Below are 17,982 nucleotides of genomic sequence, written 5' to 3'. Positions count from 1 at the left end.
GCAGCTATACGAAAGTCGCCCCCACCCAAACGCCATAGGGCGTGCCGCCATGGCGGCCGGCGGGCAGTAATGTTAAAAGTAGTGGTTCATTGGCCTGTCATCGGCCAATCACTACTGGACGCGCAGCACGCGCAGGAATAGACGCGTTTTGAAGAAATCCACCGCAACTCCAGCTCCTCTGCCTGTGCCCCTGTGGCGGCAGCAGCTGCATTACCGCCTCAAGGAAGGTGCGTTGATCGCTGTCGGCGCCCTGTGCCTGTACTTGTGGATGGCGCTGCTGACCTACGATACCTCCGACCCAGGCTTCAGCCACACCAGCAACGTCGACCAGGTGCAGAACGCTGCCGGGCGTGCCGGTGCGTACTTCGCCGACATCATGTTCATGGTGCTGGGCTACTTCGCTTACATCTTCCCGTTACTGCTGGCCATCAAAACCTGGCAGATATTCCGCGAGCGCCATCAACCCTGGCAGTGGAGCGGCTGGTTGTTCTCCTGGCGCCTCATCGGCCTGGTGTTCCTGGTGCTGTCGGGTGCCGCACTGGCGCATATCCATTTCCACCCACCGGCGAGCCTGCCGTTCTCCGCCGGTGGAGCCTTGGGCGAAAGCCTCGGCGACCTGGCGCGCAACCTGCTCAACGTGCAGGGCAGCACGCTGATGTTCATCGCCCTGTTCCTGTTCGGCCTGACCGTGTTCACCGACCTGTCGTGGTTCAAGGTGATGGACATGACCGGCAAGATCACCCTCGACCTGTTCGAGCTCGTGCAAGGCGCGGCCAATCGCTGGTGGGAGGCGCGCAACGAGCGCAAACGCCTGGAGGCGCAGCTGCGCGAGGTGGACGAACCAAGGTTCGATTCGGCGCCGGCGGCTACCGAGAAACGCGAGCCGGCCAAGGCGCAGCTGCGCGAGCGCATCGGTGAGCGCGATGAGCCGCCCGCGCGCGCTGTCGTAGCCCAGCGCGAACCCATTGTCCCACGCGAGACTGTTGTCCCGCGTGAACCCTCGATTGCCCCTGTGATCATGCCGCCGGCAGCGCCGGCCAAGGCAGTGGAGCCGAGCAAGCGGGTGATGAAGGAAAAGCAGGCGCCGCTGTTCGTCGACAGCGCCGTGGAAGGTACCTTGCCGTCCATCTCCATCCTCGACCCGGCCGAGCAGAAGAAGATCGAGTATTCGCCAGAATCCCTGGCCGGCGTCGGTCAGTTGCTGGAAATCAAACTCAAGGAATTCGGCGTTGAAGTCTCGGTGGACTCCATCCACCCGGGCCCGGTCATTACCCGCTACGAAATCCAGCCTGCTGCCGGGGTCAAGGTCAGCCGCATCGCCAACCTGGCCAAGGACCTTGCACGGTCACTGGCCGTGACCAGTGTGCGGGTGGTCGAGGTCATCCCCGGCAAGACCACCGTGGGTATCGAGATCCCCAACGAAAACCGGCAAATGGTGCGCTTCTCCGAGGTGCTGTCGACGCCGCAGTACGACGAGCAGAAGTCGCCCGTCACCCTGGCCCTGGGCCATGACATCGGCGGCAAGCCGGTGATCACCGACCTGGCCAAGATGCCTCACCTGCTGGTAGCCGGTACCACCGGCTCCGGTAAGTCGGTAGGTGTGAACGCGATGATCCTGTCGATCCTGTTCAAGTCCGGCCCTGAAGACGCGCGCCTGATCATGATCGATCCAAAGATGCTCGAGCTGTCGATCTACGAAGGCATCCCGCACCTGCTGTGCCCGGTGGTCACCGACATGAAGGACGCCGCCAACGCGCTGCGCTGGAGCGTGGCCGAGATGGAACGGCGCTACAAACTGATGGCGGCCATGGGCGTGCGTAACCTGGCCGGTTTCAACCGCAAGATCAAGGATGCCCAAGAGGCTGGCGAGATCATCCACGATCCGCTGTTCCGCCGCGAGAGCATGGACGACGAGCCGCCGGCCCTGAAGACCCTGCCGACCATCGTGGTGGTGGTCGACGAATTCGCCGACATGATGATGATCGTCGGCAAGAAGGTCGAAGAGCTGATCGCCCGTATTGCCCAGAAGGCTCGGGCCGCCGGTATTCACCTGATCCTCGCCACCCAGCGCCCATCGGTGGACGTGATCACCGGCCTGATCAAGGCCAACATTCCGACCCGTATGGCGTTCCAGGTGTCGAGCAAGATCGACTCGCGCACCATCATCGACCAGGGTGGCGCCGAGCAGCTGCTAGGCCACGGCGACATGCTCTACATGCCGCCAGGTACCAGCCTGCCGATCCGGGTACACGGCGCATTCGTCTCCGACGATGAAGTGCACCGCGTGGTGGAAGCCTGGAAGCTGCGTGGCGCTCCAGACTACAACGACGACATCCTCAACGGCGTCGAGGAGGCTGGCAGCGGCTTCGAAGGCGGTGGTGGCGGTGGCGGCGACGAGGATTCGGAAAGCGACGCTCTGTATGATGAGGCGGTGCAATTCGTCCTCGAAAGCCGTCGGGCGTCGATTTCGGCCGTGCAGCGCAAGCTCAAGATCGGCTACAACCGCGCCGCGCGCATGATCGAGGCGATGGAGATGGCCGGCGTGGTCACCCCCATGAACAGCAACGGCTCGCGGGAAGTGATTGCCCCGGGCGGCCCGCGCGACTGATGAACACCTTGCCGGGCGCCGACGGTGGCGCCCGGCATTCTTAAATGCTCAATGAGGATTAACATGCGCGCGATTCGCATGCTGTTGGTTTCTGCCCTGACCCTGGGTTCGTTATCGGCCACACTGTCGGCTCACGCTGGTGAGCAGGACGTGCAGCGCCTGACCCAGTTGCTGGAAAAGTCGCAGACCATCGAGGCCAATTTCTCCCAGCTGACCCTGGATGCCGGCGGCACCAGCCTGCAGGAGACAACCGGCAAGATGACGGTCAAGCGCCCGGGGCTGTTCTACTGGCACACCGATGCTCCCCAGGAGCAGGTGGTGGTGTCCGACGGCAAGAACGTCACCCTGTGGGACCCTGACCTGGAGCAGGCCACCATCAAGAAGCTCGATGTGCGCCTGAACCAGACCCCGGCGCTGCTGCTGTCCGGTGACGTGTCGAAGATCAGCCAGAGCTTCGACATCACCTCCAAGGAGCAGGGCGAAGTGATGGACTTCACCCTCAAGCCAACGACCAAGGACACCCTGTTCGATTCGCTGCGTGTGTCGTTCCGCCGTGGCCTGATCAACGACATGCAACTGATCGACAGCGTCGGCCAGCGCACCAACATCCTGTTCAATGGCGTCAAGGCCAACCAGGCGGTGCCGGACAGCACCTTCAAGTTCGACATCCCGAAAGGCGCGGACGTCATCAAGGAGTAAGCAGAGCGCACCATGGACCTGTTTCGAAGCGAACCCGTTGCCCAGCCCCTGGCTGCCCGGCTACGCCCGTCCAGCCTGGACGAGTATGTCGGCCAGGAGCACCTGCTGGCGCGCGGCAAACCGCTGCGTGAGGCGCTGGAGCAGGGTGCGTTGCACTCGATGATCTTCTGGGGGCCGCCAGGCGTGGGCAAGACCACGCTCGCCCGGCTTCTGGCACAGTTTTGCGATGCGCACTTCGAGACGGTTTCTGCGGTACTGGCGGGGGTCAAGGAAATCCGCCAGGCCGTCGAGGTGGCCAAGCAGCAGGCCGGCCAGTATGGCCGCCGGACCATCCTGTTCGTCGATGAGGTGCACCGCTTCAACAAGTCCCAGCAGGATGCCTTCCTGCCCTTTGTCGAAGACGGCACGCTGATCTTCATCGGCGCCACCACCGAGAACCCGTCCTTCGAACTGAACAATGCCTTGCTCTCGCGGGCCCGGGTGTATGTGCTCAAGAGCCTGGACGAGCCTGCCTTGCGCAAGCTGGTCGACCGCGCACTCAACGAAGAGCGCGGCCTGGGCAAGCGTAACCTGAGCGTGGGCGATGACGCCTTCAGGATGCTCATGGCCGCCGCCGATGGTGATGGCCGGCGCATGCTCAATTTCCTCGAAAACGCTTCGGACCTGGCCGAAGATGGCGGCGAGATTGGCGTAGACCTGCTGCAGAGCCTGCTCGGTGATAGCCGCCGGCGCTTTGACAAAGGCGGCGAGGCCTTCTACGACCAGATTTCCGCCCTGCACAAATCGGTGCGCGGCTCCAACCCGGACGCCGCGCTGTACTGGTTCGCGCGCATGCTCGATGGCGGCTGCGACCCGCTGTACATCGCCCGCCGCGTGGTGCGCATGGCCAGCGAAGACATCGGCAACGCCGATCCGCGGGCCCTGAGCCTGTGCCTGGCGGCCTGGGACGTGCAGGAGCGTCTGGGCAGCCCTGAGGGCGAGCTGGCGGTGGCTCAGGCCATTACCTATATCGCCTGCGCGCCGAAGAGCAACGCCGTGTACATGGGCTTCAAGACTGCCCTGCGCGAGGCCGCCGAGCACGGTTCGCTGGAGGTGCCGCTGCACCTGCGCAACGCCCCGACCAAGCTGATGAAGCAGCTCGGCTACGGCGAGGAGTACCGCTATGCCCACGACGAGCCCGATGCCTATGCCGCGGGTGAAGATTACTTCCCCGATCAGCTCGAGCCACGCCAGTATTATCAGCCCGTGCCCCGAGGGCTTGAGCTGAAGATCGGCGAGAAACTGCGTCACTTGGCTGACCTTGATCGCAGTAGCCCGCGTCAACGGAGAAAACCGTGAGCGCTCTGTTCCATGGGCTGTTCCTGCGCTTTGGCCTTATCGTCGGCTTCATCGGTGGGTTGACGACATTTTTTTCTTTTTCGCTCGATACCGTGTGCCTGATGGAAAGTGGGCAAGCGCCCCTGGCCGTGGGCTATACCGGTATTAGCGTGATGGGCGGGCTACTGGCCACCTCGGCCGGCCCGTTCCTGACCTGACTCTGAACCAACCTATACACATAACGAGAGAACGACATGCTCGATTCCAAACTGTTACGCGGCCAACTTCAGGAAGTGGCGGACCGCCTCGCCTCCCGTGGCTTCAGCCTGGATGTCGCGCGCATCGAATCGCTGGAAGAGCGCCGCAAGGCGGTGCAGACCCGCACCGAGCAGCTGCAGGCCGAGCGTAACGCCCGCTCCAAATCGATCGGCCAGGCCAAAGCCAAGGGCGAGGACATCGCGCCGCTGATGGCTGATGTCGAGCGCATGGCCAATGAGCTGGCCGCTGGCAAGGTCGAGCTGGACGGCATCCAGGCCGAACTGGATGGCATTGTCCTGACCATCCCCAACCTGCCGGACGCCAGCGTGCCGGTCGGTGCCAGTGAGGACGACAACGTCGAAGTGCGCCGTTGGGGCACCCCGAGGGCATTCGATTTTGCAATCAAGGACCACGTCGCCCTGGGCGAGATCAGCGGTGGCCTGGACTTCGAAGCAGCTGCCAAGCTGTCGGGCGCCCGCTTTGCCGTGCTGCGCGGCCCGATTGCCCGCCTGCACCGTGCCCTGGCGCAGTTCATGATCAACCTGCACACCGGTGAGCATGGCTACGAAGAACACTACACCCCGTACCTGGTCCAGGCTCCGGCCTTGCAGGGCACCGGCCAGTTGCCGAAATTCGAGGAAGACCTGTTCAAGATCACCCGCGAAGGCGAAGCCGACTTCTACCTGATCCCGACCGCTGAAGTGTCGCTGACCAACCTGGTGGCCGGCGAGATTATCGACGCCAAGCAGCTGCCGCTCAAGCTGGTCGCCCACACCCCGTGCTTCCGCAGTGAAGCTGGCGCTTCGGGCCGTGACACGCGCGGCATGATCCGCCAGCACCAGTTCGACAAGGTCGAGATGGTGCAGGTGGTCGAGCCGTCCAAGTCCATGGAAGCCCTGGAAGGCCTCACCGCCAACGCCGAGCGCGTGTTGCAGCTGCTGGAACTGCCCTACCGCGTACTGGCCCTGTGCACCGGTGACATGGGCTTCGGCGCCGTGAAGACCTACGACCTGGAAGTGTGGGTGCCGAGCCAGGACAAGTACCGCGAGATCAGCTCCTGCTCCAACTGTGGTGACTTCCAGGCGCGCCGCATGCAGGCCCGCTGGCGCAACCCGGAAACCGGCAAGCCGGAGCTGGTGCATACCCTCAATGGCTCGGGCCTGGCTGTAGGCCGTACCCTGGTCGCTGTGCTGGAAAACTACCAGCAGGCTGATGGCTCCATTCGTGTGCCGGAAGTGCTCAAGCCCTACATGGGCGGTGTCGAGGTCATCCGCTAAATGGATTACCTGCCGCTGTTCCACAAGCTGCAGGGCGGCCGCGTGCTGGTCGTCGGCGGCGGCGAGATCGCCTTGCGCAAGGCGCGCCTGCTGGCCGATGCTGGCGCCGCGCTGCGGGTGGTGGCGCCCGAGGTCGACGGCCAACTGGCTGCGCTGGCCCGTGAAGGTGGCGGTGAGGTCCTGGTGCGTGGCTATCAGGCGGCCGACCTGGTCGGCTGCCGCCTGGTGATCGCAGCCACCGACGACCCTGGGCTCAATGCCCAGGTGTCGGCGGATGCGCAGGCGCTTTGCGTGCCGGTCAACGTGGTGGATGCACCGGCCCTGTGTACGGTGATCTTCCCGGCCATTGTCGACCGCTCGCCCCTGGTGGTTGCGGTATCCAGCGGCGGTGACGCCCCGGTGCTGGCGCGCCTGATTCGCGCCAAGCTGGAAACCTGGATCCCGTCCACCTACGGCGAACTGGCCGCCTTGGCGGCGCGCTTCCGGCACAAGGTCAAGTCGCTGTACCCGGATGTCAATCAGCGTCGCGGCTTCTGGGAAACGGTGTTCCAAGGGCCGATCGCCGAGCGTCAGCTGGCCGGGCAGGGTGCCGAGGCCGAGCGGCTGTTGCAGGCCATGGTCGACGGTGCGCCGGTGCAGCAGGGTGGTGAGGTGTATCTGGTGGGGGCGGGGCCGGGTGATCCTGACTTGCTCACCTTCCGCGCCTTGCGCCTGATGCAGCAGGCCGATGTGGTGTTGTATGACCGCCTGGTCGCACCGGCAATCATTGAAATGTGCCGCCGCGATGCCGAACGTATTTACGTCGGTAAACGCCGCGCCGAGCATGCCGTGCCGCAGGACCAGATCAACCGTCTGCTGGTCGACCTGGCCCGCGAGGGTAAGCGCGTGTTGCGCCTGAAGGGAGGCGACCCGTTCATTTTCGGTCGTGGTGGCGAAGAGATCGAAGAACTCGCCGAGCATGGCATCCCGTTCCAGGTGGTGCCCGGTATTACCGCGGCCAGTGGTTGCTCTGCCTACGGCGGCATTCCGCTGACCCACCGCGATTATGCCCAGTCGGTGCGTTTCGTCACCGGCCACCTCAAGGACGGTACCAGCAACCTGCCTTGGAATGACCTGGTGGCGCCGAACCAGACCTTGGTGTTCTACATGGGCCTGGTAGGGTTGCCGACCATTTGCGCCGAGCTGATTCGCCATGGGCGTGCATCGAGCACGCCAGCGGCGTTGGTGCAACAGGGGACTACGCGCAATCAGCGGGTGTTCACTGGCACCTTGGCCGACCTGCCAGCATTGGTGGCCCAGCATGAAGTGCATGCGCCGACCCTGGTGATTGTCGGGGAAGTGGTGCAGTTGCGCGAAAAGCTGGCTTGGTTTGAAGGTTCGCAGCAAGACCAGTAATAGCGGGGGCTGCAACGCAGCCCCAACTTTCTCAGCCCCAGATCCCTTTGCCTGGCAACCGCTCCCGATCATGCGGCAGGTTGAAGTCCTGCAGCGGCCCCTTGGGCACGATCCCGTTCGGGTTGATGGTCTTGTGGCTCATGTAATAGTGCTTCTGGATGTGCTCCATGTTCACCGTCGGTGCCACGCCCGGCCACTGGTAAAGCTCACGCAGCCAGTTTGATAGGTTCGGGTAGTCGCTCAGGCGGCGCAGGTTGCACTTGAAGTGGCCGTGATACACCGCATCGAAGCGCACCAGCGTGGTAAACAGGCGCACATCGGCCTCGGTCAGGTACTCGCCTGCAAGGTAACGTTGGCGGTCCAGCAGCGCTTCCAGGTAGTCCAGCTCATTGAAAACCTCGTCGAACGCAGCCTCGTAGGCTTCTTGCGTAGTGGCGAAGCCTGCACGGTAAACACCATTGTTCACGGCTGGATAGATGCGTGCATTGAGCGCTTCGATGGTCGGGCGCAGCGGCTGCGGATACAGGTCGAGAGTATTGCCTGTCAGTTCGTTGAAGGCGCTGTTGAAGATACGGATGATCTCCGCCGACTCGTTATTGACGATGCGCTTTTCCTTTTTGTCCCACAGCACGGGCACGGTCACACGGCCTGTGTAGTGCGGGTCATCCTGGGTGTAGCGCTGGTGCATGAATTCGAGGGCGTCGAGGTGATCGCCCGTGGAGCCCTGTTGCTGGTCGAAGGTCCAGCCGTTTTCCTGCATCAGCCAGCTAACCACCGACACATCGATCAGTGGCTCCAGGCCTTTGAGCGCACGCACGATCAGGGTGCGGTGAGCCCATGGACAGGCCAGCGACACATACAGGTGGTAGCGACCGGCTTCGGGGGCGGGCAACTGATTGCGGCGCTGGGCGTTCTCGCGCTTGAAGGCGCCATCCTTGCCGTTTTCGTACCACTGGTCGTGCCAGCGGCCGTCGATCAAAAGGCCCATGGTGAGCTCCTCGGAACAAAGTTGTTTGTCGTTGGAGCCCAGTCTAGGGCAAAGCGTTCGAATAAATAGCGCAAAGACTGCGCAAAAATGATCTAGTTATTCGATTGGTTTCGAGCGCCCCAATAGCCGCGTGCGGTCGCGAACGCCTGCTCCCGGTCCTGCCCCAAGCCGCGCAACGCCAGGGCCATGGTCGCCACCACGGCCATTTCCCCATAGCTGTCCTGAGCCTCGCCACGCCAAACCGCCAGCAGTTGTTCGGGCTGCAGGCTTGCAGGTTTTACATGGCGCCGCTCACTCAGCGCCGGCCACTCTTCGTCCCAGTTTTCACCTGCGCTGGTGCCGTACAGGTGGCTGATGACATCCGGGTTGACTTCGATTTCGCCGCCATCGCCCTTGATGACCACCGCATGGTCACCCAGCAGCCGGCTGGCCTCGCGGTGTACGGCCTGGTAACCGGGGTGGAAGATGCTCTGCAGGCCGCAGCGGGCGCTCAGCGGGTTGAGCACGCGGGCCAGCGAATGGATGGGGGAGCGCAGGCCAAGTATGTTGCGCAGGTCAATCATGCGCTGCAGTTGCGGGGCCCAATCGTGCAGCGGGAAAAACGCCAGGCGTTGCTGGTCCAGTGCTTGCTCGACAGCAGACCAATCGCGGCAAAGCGGAATGTCCAGCAGGGCCAACAATTGCTCGGTGTACATGCGCCCGGCGGTGTGGGCGCCACCACCGTGCATCAGGATGCGCACGCCGTTGGCGGCCAGGCATTTGGCGGCCAGCAGGAACCAGGGCAGGTGGCGCTTCTTACCGGCATAGCTGGGCCAGTCCAGGTCGACAGCGATGCGTGGTGCATGCAGTTGGGCGCGCAGGGCCTCGGTAAAGCCGGCCAGCTCCTCGGCGCTCTCTTCCTTGTGCCGCAGCAGCATGAGGAAGGCACCGAGCTGGGTGTCTTCAACCTTGCCTTCAAGCAGCAGGGCCATGGCGGCTCGGGCTTCCTCACGGGTGAGGCTGCGGGCACCGCGTTTGCCTTTGCCAAGGATGCGCACGAATTCGGCGAACGGGTGTTCGGCCGGGGTTTGAAGGGTGAGCGGGCGAGCGTCTGTCATATGCAATTGGTCGGCTTGGGCAGGCCCGCCAGCTTGGCGGCAAGTTTGGCGGGGGTGCCGTTGAACAGGCGGTTGAGGTGCGGGCTTTTACCCTTTTCAGGGCCCAGCTTTAGCGCTGTGTACTTGATCAGCGGGCGCGTGGCCGGAGACAGCTGGAATTCCTCATAGAACTGGCGTAGCAGTTCAAGCACTTCCCAGTGGTCGGCGGTCAGGGCAATGCTTTCGCGCGCTGCCAGTGCCTCGGCGACGGCGTGGGACCAGTCTTGCAGGTCGACCAGAAAGCCGTCCTTGTCCAGGGCGATTGCCTGGTTGTCTACGGTCAGGGTGTTCATAGCCAGCTGTTGACCTTGTCATAGTGCAGCGACAACGCGACGAACGCTGGGTAGTCCACGGCCTTGGCCAGCCCGCTGCTGACGCCGCGCGCCTGCAGGTCTTCGTCGAGGGCGAACAGGCGTTGTTCCAGCGCTGCCGCCTGCAGCAGGCGCTGTGGTTCGCTGCCGTCACGCAGGGCATAAACCGCATCGCCGCACAGCAGCAAGGCATCTTCGCCGCCGAGCAGGCGCAGGCAACTGCCCAGGCGATCGTCGCCAAAGGGCGAGTGGGATATCACATGCAAAGTCGGCATCAGAGCGTCACCACTTGGTCGAAACGGGCAATCAGTGCCTTCAGGGCCGCGTCGTCCAGCACCTCAACGGGCAGATCCAGGGTGTCGGCAGCAAGCCCGCGAAGGGCCAGGCTGTGCTGGCAAGCGAACAGCTCCTCCACACCGAACATCGGCAGTGCCTGCAGGTTGGCGGCCAGATTCTTTTGTTGCACGGCAACCGGTTGCTGATCAGGGGCAAGCTGGAACACGCCGTCATCGAGGAACAGCATGCCCAGTGGCAGATCGAAAGCGCCGCCGGCCAATGCGATGTCCAGCGCTTCGCGGGCAGATGGGCCGCTCCAGGGCGCCTGGCGGCTGATGATCAACAGGGATTTGGCCATTTCAATCGCCTCCAAAGCAGACCAGGCGGTCGGCCAGCTGTGCTGCTTCATGCAACTGGCCCAGGCCGGACAGCTCCCACGGTTTGGGCAGGTTCACCGCCGGGCGCTGGTAGCGGCTGGCTTCGGCCTCGTCGAGCACGCCGCGGCGCAAGGCAGCGGCGATACACACCACGGCGTCCAGCTGGTGCTGCTCGACAAAAGCGCGCCACTGGGCGGCGATGTCCTGTTCGTCCTGGGGCGCGACCACGTTGGCCGAGGCGCTGTGAACACCGTCCTGATAGAAGAACAACCGGGCAATCTCATGCCCGCCGGCCAGCACCGCCTCGGCGTAGCGCAAGGCGCGCCGCGAGGAGGGCGCATGGGCCGGGGAAAAAACCGCGATAGCGAATTTCATGGGCAACTCGTGTAAAGGAATGCGGCCATGATAAAGCAAAAAGCCCGCGCGGGTGGGCGCGGGCTGGTTGGCCGGGGCGGGGCTATCAGGCGTGTTCCTTGCTCTCTGGCAGGAACCAGTTCAGCACCAGGGCGCAGATGCCACCGGTGGCAACGCCCGACTCCAGTACGTTACGAATGGCCGCCGGCATGTGCGCCAGGAACTCCGGCACCTGGGCCACGCCCAAGCCCAACGCCAACGACACGGCGATGATCAGCAGTGCACGGCGGTCCAGACGCGTGCTGGCCAGAATGTTGATGCCCGAAGCGGCCACGGCACCGAACATGACCATGGCCGCGCCGCCCAGCACAGGCTCAGGCACAGCCTGAATCACGCCGGCAACACTCGGGAACAAGCCCAGTACCACCAGCATCACGGCAATCCAGATACCGATGTGGCGGCTGGCGATGCCGGTCAGCTGAATGACCCCGTTGTTCTGCGCGAAGATCGAGCTGGGGAAGGTGTTGAACAGGCCTGCCAGCAGCGAGTTGGCGCCGTTGACCAGCACGCCGCCCTTGATGCGCTGCATCCACACCGGGCCTTCGACCGGTTGGCGCGAGACCTTGCTGGTGGCTGTAATGTCGCCGATGGCTTCGAGCGAGGTCACCAGGTAGATCACCAGCATCGGGATGAACAGCGCCCACGAGAAACCGAGGCCAAAGTGCAGCGGCGTCGGTACCTGGAACAGTGCAGCTTCATGCATGCCGGTGAAGTCCAGCCGGCCGAGGTAACCCGCCAGGGCATAACCCACCGCCAGGGCGATGACGATGGCGCAGCTGCGCATCCACACCACCGGAATGCGGTTCAGGACTACGATGATTGCCAGCACCACGCCCGACAGCAGCAGGTTTTCGCCATTGGCGAAGGTGCCATTGGCCATGGCGCCAAAGCCGCCGCCCATGCTGATCAAACCGACCTTGATCAGGGTCAGGCCGATCATCAGCACCACAATGCCCGTCACTAACGGCGTGATCAGACGTTTGACGAAGGGCAGGATGCGCGACACGCCCATCTCGACGAACGAGCCGGCGATCACCACGCCGAAAATCGCTGCCATCACGCTTTCGACAGGCGTGCCCTGCTTGACCATCAGCGCACCGCCGGCAATCAGTGGGCCGACAAAGTTGAAGCTGGTGCCCTGCACGATCAGCAAGCCCGCGCCAAACGGCCCAAACCGCTTGCACTGCACGAAGGTGGCGATACCCGAGATAACCAGCGACATCGACACGATCAGGTTGGTATCACGCGCCGAAACACCCAGCGCCTGGCAGATCAGCAGGCCCGGGGTCACGATCGGCACGATGATCGCCAGCAGGTGCTGCAGCGCCGCCAGCAGGCCGATAAGCAGCCGTGGCTTGTCCTCGAGGCCAAGCACCAGTTCGTTGGCAGGCGCATCCGCGCCCGGGCTGTGTTCGTGTGAGCTCATCGGTGAAGCTGCCCCGGAAGAAAAAAGGAGCGCATTCTACGGGGTGAAGGGGGATTGCGGTAGTGGCGCGCACGATGGCAGCAAGATCGGCGAGCATTCGGGTAATAACCTGACTTTTAGGTCAGCTGGCACCGAAAGGGCGGGCTACAACATCCAGGCCTGCACATACCCACAAAAAAGCCCGCCGAAGCGGGCTTTTTCAACGGGCTCAAGCAACCGGTATCAGTCGTCGCGACCCATGATGCCGAACAGTTGCAGCAAGCTGACAAACAGGTTGTAGATCGATACATACAGGCTGATGGTCGCCATGATGTAGTTACGCTCACCGCCGTGGATGATCGCGCTGGTCTGGAACAGGATGCAGACCGACGAGAACAGCACGAAGCCAGCGCTGATCGCTAGTTGCAGGCCGCTGATCTGGAAGAAGAAGCTGGCCACTACGGCGCCCAGCAGGACGAAGAAGCCGGCGGTGATGAAACCGCTGAGGAAGCTCATGTCCTTGCGAGAAATCAGCACATAGGCCGACAGGCCACCGAACACCAGGGCCGTCATGGCGAAGGCCGAGCTGACCACCTCAGCGCCACCGGCCATGCCCAGGTAACGGTTGAGGATTGGGCCGAGGATGAAGCCCATGAAGCCGGTGAGAGCGAAGGTGGAAACCAGGCCCCAGACCGAATCACGCAGTTTGTTGGTGAGGAAGAACAGGCCGTAGAAGCCGATCAGCACCACGAAGATGTTCGGGTAGCCGACACGCATCTGCTGGGCAACGAAAGCCATAACACCGCTGAAGGCGAGGGTGAGTGCCAGCAGGCTGTAGGTGTTGCGCAGGACCTTGCTGACCTCGCGCTGCTCGACCTGTTGGCCGCTGTGTACGGCATAATCCTGTTCGCGCATGGCGACACTCCTTGGTAAACCTGTGGTTTTGGAACGTTCAGATGCTAGGAGTCTATCAGAGCTCCTGCAACCGGCGACATAGAGAGTTTGACAGCGTGTTTCATTACGGTATTATGGCGGCCGCAAAACAAGCTGGAAGCGTGGCCGAGTGGTTTAAGGCAACGGTCTTGAAAACCGTCGATGGGCAACTATCCTAGAGTTCGAATCTCTACGCTTCCGCCATATTCTCAGCAAAAGCCCCGATTATTCGGGGCTTTTGCGTTTCTGGTGTTGGGGATGCAGGTAGGCGTGGGCCTTTAAGTTAAAGGCGGGAAATGCTTTGTCTACTCGTCTCGCGTCGTGCCTCTTTCTCAGTGCATCATCCCCAACTCGGCATCATCCATCAGCGCCTTGGCCAACGCACTCAAGTAATGCGCTGCCCAGACCATCATCGGTTTCTCATCCATCACACCGATGACCGTCAATTCCCGCACATAGCCCATCAGTTCCGAAGCTTGCTCCCGGGCATCCTGGCAGGGAATGCCGGCTTCGATGCGAAACAGTGGATGGGTCTGGTTTTCACCTTGAAAGAACGTGGTCTTGCCCACAGTGGTTTTTACGTTCGGCTCATCGCTAGTCATTGGTCTCTCCCAAGCATCCAGGGCCTGGGCGGGCATCTTCGCGGGTAAGCTGCGCCCTTTGTCGCGACACCGGCCTCACTCAATGCCGCGCACCCGTGGCAGCCGGCTTGCCGGCGATAGAGCCAGCCCAGGCAACACAGGGTTATCGATTTAGTGCAGCGTTCGCGGCTCAGCCGGCATCTGGACCTGAATCAATGCCGCCTCGAGCAGCACACGCAGCGACTCGAGTTCATGTGTTGACGCCATCATCAGGGCCGACGCAGGCGACCGCGGCTGAACCAGCATTGCCTGATGCGTAACGGCTAGCGCGCAGTTAGCGAAGTCTGCGGCCTGGATGAGAGTGTCTTCGAGAGAGTGAAGGGCGTGGGGTGGATCGGGGACTATCTTTAACATTCCTATATCTCCAAAGGAAGCGCACCTATCCTGCTGTCAAACAGTTTGGGTGGCAGCTGTGTGCAGGTTGACAGACCGGCGGACATAGGAAGTTCCGGCGCACGCAAGCGTGCCCCACACACAGCCGCCATTGAAGGCGCTGCCTACCTACATACCGTTACGGCCTGTCAAAGCCATGTCGCTGACGTGCAGCAACAGGCCGAGACTAGAGCGCCAGCAGGGCGACCGCAACGGAAAACAGGCGGCTGAAGTATGTTTGGGAAATGGACTACAAGAAAGGGAAAAAATCTGATTTTCTGACACAAAGACAAACCTGTATCGCGCCTGTTATCCATTGGCATCCACAGTTACGCTCATTTACAGAGCTTGGGGGCTGCCAATACAGCCATTTCAATGCGGAGGCGGACGCATTTGGCGTACCGCCTGGCAAGTCAGGATATCAGCGCATCATCCCCAACTCGGCATCATCCATCAGCGCCTTGGCCAACGCACTCAGGTAATGCGCTGCCCAGACCATCATCGGTTTCTCATCCATCACACCGATGACCGTCAATTCCCGCACATAGCCCATCAGTTCCGAAGCTTGCTCACGCGCATCCTGGCAGGGAATGCCGGCTTCGATGCGAAACAGTGGATGGGTCTGGTTTTCACCTTGAAAGAACGTGGTCTTGCCCACAGTGGTTTTTACGTTCGGCTCATCGCTAGTCATTGGTCTCTCCCAAGCATCCAGGGCCTGGGCGGGCATCTTCGCGGGTAAGCTGCGCCCTTTGTCGCGACACCGGCCTCACTCAATGCCGCGCACCCGTGGCAGCCGGCTTGCCGGCGATAGAGCCAGCCCAGGCAACACAGGGTTATCGATTTAGTGCAGCGTTCGCGGCTCAGCCGGCATCTGGACCTGAATCAATGCCGCCTCGAGCAGCACACGCAGCGACTCGAGTTCATGTGTTGACGCCATCATCAGGGCCGACGCAGGCGACCGCGGCTGAACCAGCATTGCCTGATGCGTAACGGCTAGCGCGCAGTTAGCGAAGTCTGCGGCCTGGATGAGAGTGTCTTCGAGAGAGTGAAGGGCGTGGGGTGGATCAGGAACCATCTTCAACATCGCTTATTACCTCTATGGATGCCGTCACCTCGCCGCTGTCAAACAGAAGGGTGGCAGCTGTACGTGGGTTGACAGACCGGCGGAATAAGCAAAGTTCCGGCGCACGCAAGCGTGCCCCACGCACAGCCACCATAGAAGGAAAGCCATGTGCTTAAACCGTTACGGCCTGTCAAAGCCGTGTCGCTGATGTGCAGCAACAGGCCGAGACTAGAGCGCCAGCAGGGCGACCGCAACGGAAAACAGGCGGCTGAAGTATGTTTGGGAAATGGACTACAAGAAAGGGAAAAAATCTGATTTCCGGACACAAACGGAAACCAGGCGGACCCAGAACTGACCTTTACTCAGGGCCGCCAAAAGTAAAGCGCTGCCTCATGCCGTGTTCGCGATGCTGTTTCGTACAGCTACAGCGTCCGTAGCATCTCCCAGAACGATGCCCCTACGCCCGTGATGCTTTCACCGGCAATCAACCCAGCTGCCGCTGTGATCGCAAAGCGCTCCGTGACGCTCGGCCACCGGCAGTTGACCAGCCATGTGAGCACTGCGCCAAAACCCATCATCATCGCGATCGACGCCGGCAATATGAATGCCAGCCCCAGTGCGGCGGTACTCGGCAGCCAGCGGGCCGCCCGTTGCGGTAGCAGGCTGTCCAGCGTGCCCAACAGCACGCCTATAACGCTGCCGACCAAAATCGCCCAGCGAATCTCGGGCGACAGCGCTCCCAGCCCAACTGTCAGCGTCTGGGCCACCGCTTTCCAGGTCGCGACAGCCGGGGCAGGCCACTGCTCGGTAAGCAGCATGGCCTGCGGATCCGGTATCAGCATCAGGTAAACCAGCACGCCGACCACGCTGCCGATGAAAATACCGATGCATTGGGCAACGAGTTGCTTGTGCGGGGTCGCGCCGATCGCCAAGCCAACCTTGAAGTCGTTCATCAGGTCAGTGGATTGTCCGGCCGCGCCCCCCGCCGTGTTGGCGCTCATCAGGTTGATGGCCACCTGGCCGGGGGCGATCAAGCCGAAGCCGAGCTGCGACAGTTTGCCAATGGCGCCAATCGGTGCGATGCCGGTGGCCCCCGCGACGCGCGCGGCGACGACGGCAAGGCAAATCGCCAAAGGAATGCTCAACAACGCCATCCACCAGTCGATCCCGAACAGCAGCGCCTGCAGGGCGACGACCAGAGCGACGGATAGCAGCAGGCCGGATGCAGGCCCTGGCGACAAGCGTATTCTGGCGCGCGGCGCCCGGTGTGCAAGCGCATTTGCAGGCAACCGCCGTGACACTCGGAACAGACGAACTGCCAATGAAGTCAGGGTCGCACAGACCATCAGGCTTACGCCCGGCCACAACAGCCACTCCACCAGCGCCGCGAACTGGGGGCCGCTGGCGTTCGGGTCGATCACTACCAATGTGTGGTCGATCAGCCACGGCGCTAGCCCGCCCCAAGCCAGTGCGGCGCCGAACAGCAACGTCAGGCCAACTCGAATGCCGATGATGCCGCCAAAACCGATGAGCAACAGCGAAGGATCGACAGTAAAGGTCAGGCGCTCGAGCGCAGGCGTGGGTGCCCAGCGTGGTATCGCCCAGACGAAGCCGTCAATCCACTTCACCAGCCCTGACAGCAGCGCGGCACCGCAGAGAACCTTGATGCGAGACATGGCTTCGCGCCCATGATGGTAAATCTGCTGCAGCGTTTCCAGGGTCGCCATGCCTTCGGGGAACTTCAGGTCATGGTCGTTGAGCAAGGCGGGGCGCAGATACCAGGCGATCCAGATGCCCAGGAAGCTTACCGAGAAAACCCAGGCCATCATCGGCAGCGGGTCCAGTTGGTGGCCGGTGAGCAGCGTATAGGCCGGGATCGGCGCCACCAGCCCGCCGGAAATGATGGAAGCGGCGGCCGACGCCACAGTCTGGTTGATGTTGCTTTCGTGCAACGTCCAAACGGGCCGCTCCTTCTTGCGGCCCGCGATACCCTGCCACAGGGCGAAGCCGACCAGCAAAGCGATGATCGACATGTTGAATGACCAGCCGATCCTGAGCCCGGCATAGACATTCGAAGGCGTGAGCAAAATGCCCAGCACCGCGCCGGTGAGCACAGCCCGCAGGCTCAGCTCACGTTCGATGCGAACCCTTGGTAGGGCGGCGGCTGGAGCATGTCCCATTGCAAATCCCTTTCTAGATGGCGCGAGCGCTGTCTGCACAACTGAGCCCGCAAAGCCATGAAGGTTCAGTAGCAGCCAGTGTGACCCGGCCGGGAAAGAGATTTGAAAAATATTGACCCGGTTTGGCTATCTGCCAGTTATTGCGGTGCGCCGATGGGTAGCGCTTTTGAAATGGACGGTGCAATGGGCGATGAGACAAGCCACTGCAAATCGTGAGCAAAAGAAAGCCCGCCGGGAGGGGCGGGCAAAGGAGCGTCTATCACGTAGGGATAGCTTTAGTCTCTGCCTGGTGCCGTGAAAATTGAGTGAAAGAAAAGTCAGTGCGATGTGAC

18 protein-coding genes, 1 tRNA gene and 1 pseudogene are annotated in these 17,982 nt (G+C 62.2%); 7 read left to right on the top strand and 13 right to left on the bottom strand.

Annotation, left to right across the window (positions count from 1 at the left end; all coding sequences use genetic code 11):
- Nucleotides 1-94: 94 nt before the first annotated feature.
- The 6 genes and pseudogenes from JET17_RS17280 to cysG all read left to right on the top strand — a co-directional run bounded on the left by JET17_RS17280 (nucleotide 95) and on the right by cysG (nucleotide 7,554).
- Complete coding sequence (locus JET17_RS17280) at nucleotides 95-2,608, top strand: DNA translocase FtsK (RefSeq protein ID WP_420094554.1); 2,514 nt, start codon at nucleotides 95-97, stop codon at nucleotides 2,606-2,608.
- A 63-nt stretch (nucleotides 2,609-2,671) separates the two neighbouring features.
- Nucleotides 2,672-3,307, top strand: coding sequence for an outer membrane lipoprotein chaperone LolA (gene lolA, locus JET17_RS17275; RefSeq protein WP_012315247.1), 636 nt, complete (start codon nucleotides 2,672-2,674; stop codon nucleotides 3,305-3,307).
- 12 nt (nucleotides 3,308-3,319) lie between these two features.
- Complete coding sequence (locus JET17_RS17270; RefSeq protein ID WP_012315246.1) at nucleotides 3,320-4,645, top strand: replication-associated recombination protein A; 1,326 nt, start codon at nucleotides 3,320-3,322, stop codon at nucleotides 4,643-4,645.
- A 5-nt stretch (nucleotides 4,646-4,650) separates the two neighbouring features.
- A pseudogene (locus JET17_RS17265) lies at nucleotides 4,651-4,842 on the top strand (CrcB family protein); the annotation flags it as partial.
- A 36-nt stretch (nucleotides 4,843-4,878) separates the two neighbouring features.
- Nucleotides 4,879-6,159, top strand: a complete 1,281-nt coding sequence (gene serS / locus JET17_RS17260; protein WP_012315244.1) for a serine--tRNA ligase — start codon at nucleotides 4,879-4,881, stop codon at nucleotides 6,157-6,159.
- Complete coding sequence (gene cysG, locus JET17_RS17255; protein WP_012315243.1) at nucleotides 6,160-7,554, top strand: siroheme synthase CysG; 1,395 nt, start codon at nucleotides 6,160-6,162, stop codon at nucleotides 7,552-7,554.
- 31 nt (nucleotides 7,555-7,585) lie between these two features.
- Here cysG and JET17_RS17250 read toward each other — a convergent pair whose 3' ends face one another.
- The 8 genes from JET17_RS17250 to JET17_RS17215 form a co-directional block, all read right to left on the bottom strand.
- Nucleotides 7,586-8,542 carry a glutathione S-transferase family protein gene (locus JET17_RS17250; RefSeq protein ID WP_012315242.1) on the bottom strand — a complete coding sequence of 319 codons (957 nt, stop codon included), beginning with the start codon at nucleotides 8,540-8,542 and terminating at the stop codon, nucleotides 7,586-7,588.
- Nucleotides 8,543-8,634: 92 nt separating this feature from the next.
- Nucleotides 8,635-9,639 carry a glycosyl transferase family protein gene (locus tag JET17_RS17245; protein WP_012315241.1) on the bottom strand — a complete coding sequence of 335 codons (1,005 nt, stop codon included), beginning with the start codon at nucleotides 9,637-9,639 and terminating at the stop codon, nucleotides 8,635-8,637.
- Nucleotides 9,636-9,971: a TusE/DsrC/DsvC family sulfur relay protein gene (locus JET17_RS17240; RefSeq protein WP_012315240.1), complete on the bottom strand. Its 336-nt coding sequence runs from the start codon at nucleotides 9,969-9,971 to the stop codon at nucleotides 9,636-9,638. The genes JET17_RS17245 and JET17_RS17240 overlap by 4 nt, the downstream gene beginning before the upstream one ends.
- Nucleotides 9,968-10,264, bottom strand: coding sequence for a sulfurtransferase complex subunit TusB (tusB, locus tag JET17_RS17235; protein ID WP_012315239.1), 297 nt, complete (start codon nucleotides 10,262-10,264; stop codon nucleotides 9,968-9,970). The genes JET17_RS17240 and tusB overlap by 4 nt, the downstream gene beginning before the upstream one ends.
- Nucleotides 10,264-10,623, bottom strand: coding sequence for a sulfurtransferase complex subunit TusC (gene tusC / locus JET17_RS17230; RefSeq protein ID WP_012315238.1), 360 nt, complete (start codon nucleotides 10,621-10,623; stop codon nucleotides 10,264-10,266). Before tusC ends, tusB begins: the two co-directional genes overlap by 1 nt.
- A 1-nt stretch (nucleotide 10,624) precedes the next feature.
- Nucleotides 10,625-11,017: a sulfurtransferase complex subunit TusD gene (gene tusD / locus JET17_RS17225; RefSeq protein WP_012315237.1), complete on the bottom strand. Its 393-nt coding sequence runs from the start codon at nucleotides 11,015-11,017 to the stop codon at nucleotides 10,625-10,627.
- Between the two features lie 85 nt (nucleotides 11,018-11,102).
- Nucleotides 11,103-12,482: a nucleobase:cation symporter-2 family protein gene (locus tag JET17_RS17220; protein WP_012315236.1), complete on the bottom strand. Its 1,380-nt coding sequence runs from the start codon at nucleotides 12,480-12,482 to the stop codon at nucleotides 11,103-11,105.
- Nucleotides 12,483-12,704: 222 nt separating this feature from the next.
- Nucleotides 12,705-13,376 carry a Bax inhibitor-1/YccA family protein gene (locus JET17_RS17215; RefSeq protein ID WP_012315235.1) on the bottom strand — a complete coding sequence of 224 codons (672 nt, stop codon included), beginning with the start codon at nucleotides 13,374-13,376 and terminating at the stop codon, nucleotides 12,705-12,707.
- Between the two features lie 134 nt (nucleotides 13,377-13,510).
- Here JET17_RS17215 and JET17_RS17210 point away from each other — a divergent pair.
- Nucleotides 13,511-13,598 (top strand) — tRNA-Ser (locus tag JET17_RS17210).
- A gap of 128 nt (nucleotides 13,599-13,726) precedes the next feature.
- Here JET17_RS17210 and JET17_RS17205 read toward each other — a convergent pair.
- From JET17_RS17205 to JET17_RS17195, 5 genes are all read right to left on the bottom strand, one after another.
- Nucleotides 13,727-13,996 carry a DUF3077 domain-containing protein gene (locus JET17_RS17205; RefSeq protein ID WP_012315234.1) on the bottom strand — a complete coding sequence of 90 codons (270 nt, stop codon included), beginning with the start codon at nucleotides 13,994-13,996 and terminating at the stop codon, nucleotides 13,727-13,729.
- Nucleotides 13,997-14,146: 150 nt separating this feature from the next.
- Nucleotides 14,147-14,389 (bottom strand): hypothetical protein, encoded by a 243-nt coding sequence (locus JET17_RS27350; protein ID WP_012315233.1) that lies wholly within the window; start codon nucleotides 14,387-14,389, stop codon nucleotides 14,147-14,149.
- Between the two features lie 439 nt (nucleotides 14,390-14,828).
- Nucleotides 14,829-15,098: a DUF3077 domain-containing protein gene (locus JET17_RS17200; RefSeq protein WP_012315232.1), complete on the bottom strand. Its 270-nt coding sequence runs from the start codon at nucleotides 15,096-15,098 to the stop codon at nucleotides 14,829-14,831.
- 150 nt (nucleotides 15,099-15,248) lie between these two features.
- On the bottom strand, nucleotides 15,249-15,491 hold the full coding sequence (locus tag JET17_RS27345; protein WP_012315231.1) for a hypothetical protein: 243 nt from the start codon (nucleotides 15,489-15,491) through the stop codon (nucleotides 15,249-15,251).
- 401 nt (nucleotides 15,492-15,892) lie between these two features.
- Nucleotides 15,893-17,650, bottom strand: a complete 1,758-nt coding sequence (locus JET17_RS17195; RefSeq protein WP_012315230.1) for an OPT family oligopeptide transporter — start codon at nucleotides 17,648-17,650, stop codon at nucleotides 15,893-15,895.
- Nucleotides 17,651-17,982: the final 332 nt, after the last annotated feature.

It is taken from the genome of Pseudomonas putida (assembly GCF_016406145.1).
In the GTDB taxonomy this organism is placed as follows: Bacteria; Pseudomonadota; Gammaproteobacteria; order Pseudomonadales; family Pseudomonadaceae; genus Aquipseudomonas; species Aquipseudomonas putida_E.
The sequence above is the reverse complement of the archived record's forward strand: the minus strand, read 5'-3'. Positions and strand labels throughout refer to the sequence as shown.

Bases quoted from the DNA above. Each gene is read 5' to 3' on its own strand.
- JET17_RS17195 (WP_012315230.1), bottom strand. From the start codon at position 17,650: ATGGGACATGCTCCAGCCGCCGCCCTACCAAGGGTTCGCATCGAACGT.
- JET17_RS17220 (WP_012315236.1), bottom strand. From the start codon at position 12,482: ATGAGCTCACACGAACACAGCCCGGGCGCGGATGCGCCTGCCAACGAA.
- tusC (WP_012315238.1), bottom strand. From the start codon at position 10,623: ATGGCCAAATCCCTGTTGATCATCAGCCGCCAGGCGCCCTGGAGCGGC.
- lolA (WP_012315247.1), top strand. From the start codon at position 2,672: ATGCGCGCGATTCGCATGCTGTTGGTTTCTGCCCTGACCCTGGGTTCG.
- cysG (WP_012315243.1), top strand. From the start codon at position 6,160: ATGGATTACCTGCCGCTGTTCCACAAGCTGCAGGGCGGCCGCGTGCTG.
- JET17_RS17215 (WP_012315235.1), bottom strand. From the start codon at position 13,376: ATGCGCGAACAGGATTATGCCGTACACAGCGGCCAACAGGTCGAGCAG.
- tusB (WP_012315239.1), bottom strand. From the start codon at position 10,264: ATGCCGACTTTGCATGTGATATCCCACTCGCCCTTTGGCGACGATCGC.
- JET17_RS17250 (WP_012315242.1), bottom strand. From the start codon at position 8,542: ATGGGCCTTTTGATCGACGGCCGCTGGCACGACCAGTGGTACGAAAAC.
- JET17_RS17270 (WP_012315246.1), top strand. From the start codon at position 3,320: ATGGACCTGTTTCGAAGCGAACCCGTTGCCCAGCCCCTGGCTGCCCGG.
- JET17_RS17240 (WP_012315240.1), bottom strand. From the start codon at position 9,971: ATGAACACCCTGACCGTAGACAACCAGGCAATCGCCCTGGACAAGGAC.
- JET17_RS27345 (WP_012315231.1), bottom strand. From the start codon at position 15,491: ATGTTGAAGATGGTTCCTGATCCACCCCACGCCCTTCACTCTCTCGAA.
- JET17_RS17205 (WP_012315234.1), bottom strand. From the start codon at position 13,996: ATGACTAGCGATGAGCCGAACGTAAAAACCACTGTGGGCAAGACCACG.
- JET17_RS17245 (WP_012315241.1), bottom strand. From the start codon at position 9,639: ATGACAGACGCTCGCCCGCTCACCCTTCAAACCCCGGCCGAACACCCG.
- tusD (WP_012315237.1), bottom strand. From the start codon at position 11,017: ATGAAATTCGCTATCGCGGTTTTTTCCCCGGCCCATGCGCCCTCCTCG.
- JET17_RS27350 (WP_012315233.1), bottom strand. From the start codon at position 14,389: ATGTTAAAGATAGTCCCCGATCCACCCCACGCCCTTCACTCTCTCGAA.
- JET17_RS17200 (WP_012315232.1), bottom strand. From the start codon at position 15,098: ATGACTAGCGATGAGCCGAACGTAAAAACCACTGTGGGCAAGACCACG.
- serS (WP_012315244.1), top strand. From the start codon at position 4,879: ATGCTCGATTCCAAACTGTTACGCGGCCAACTTCAGGAAGTGGCGGAC.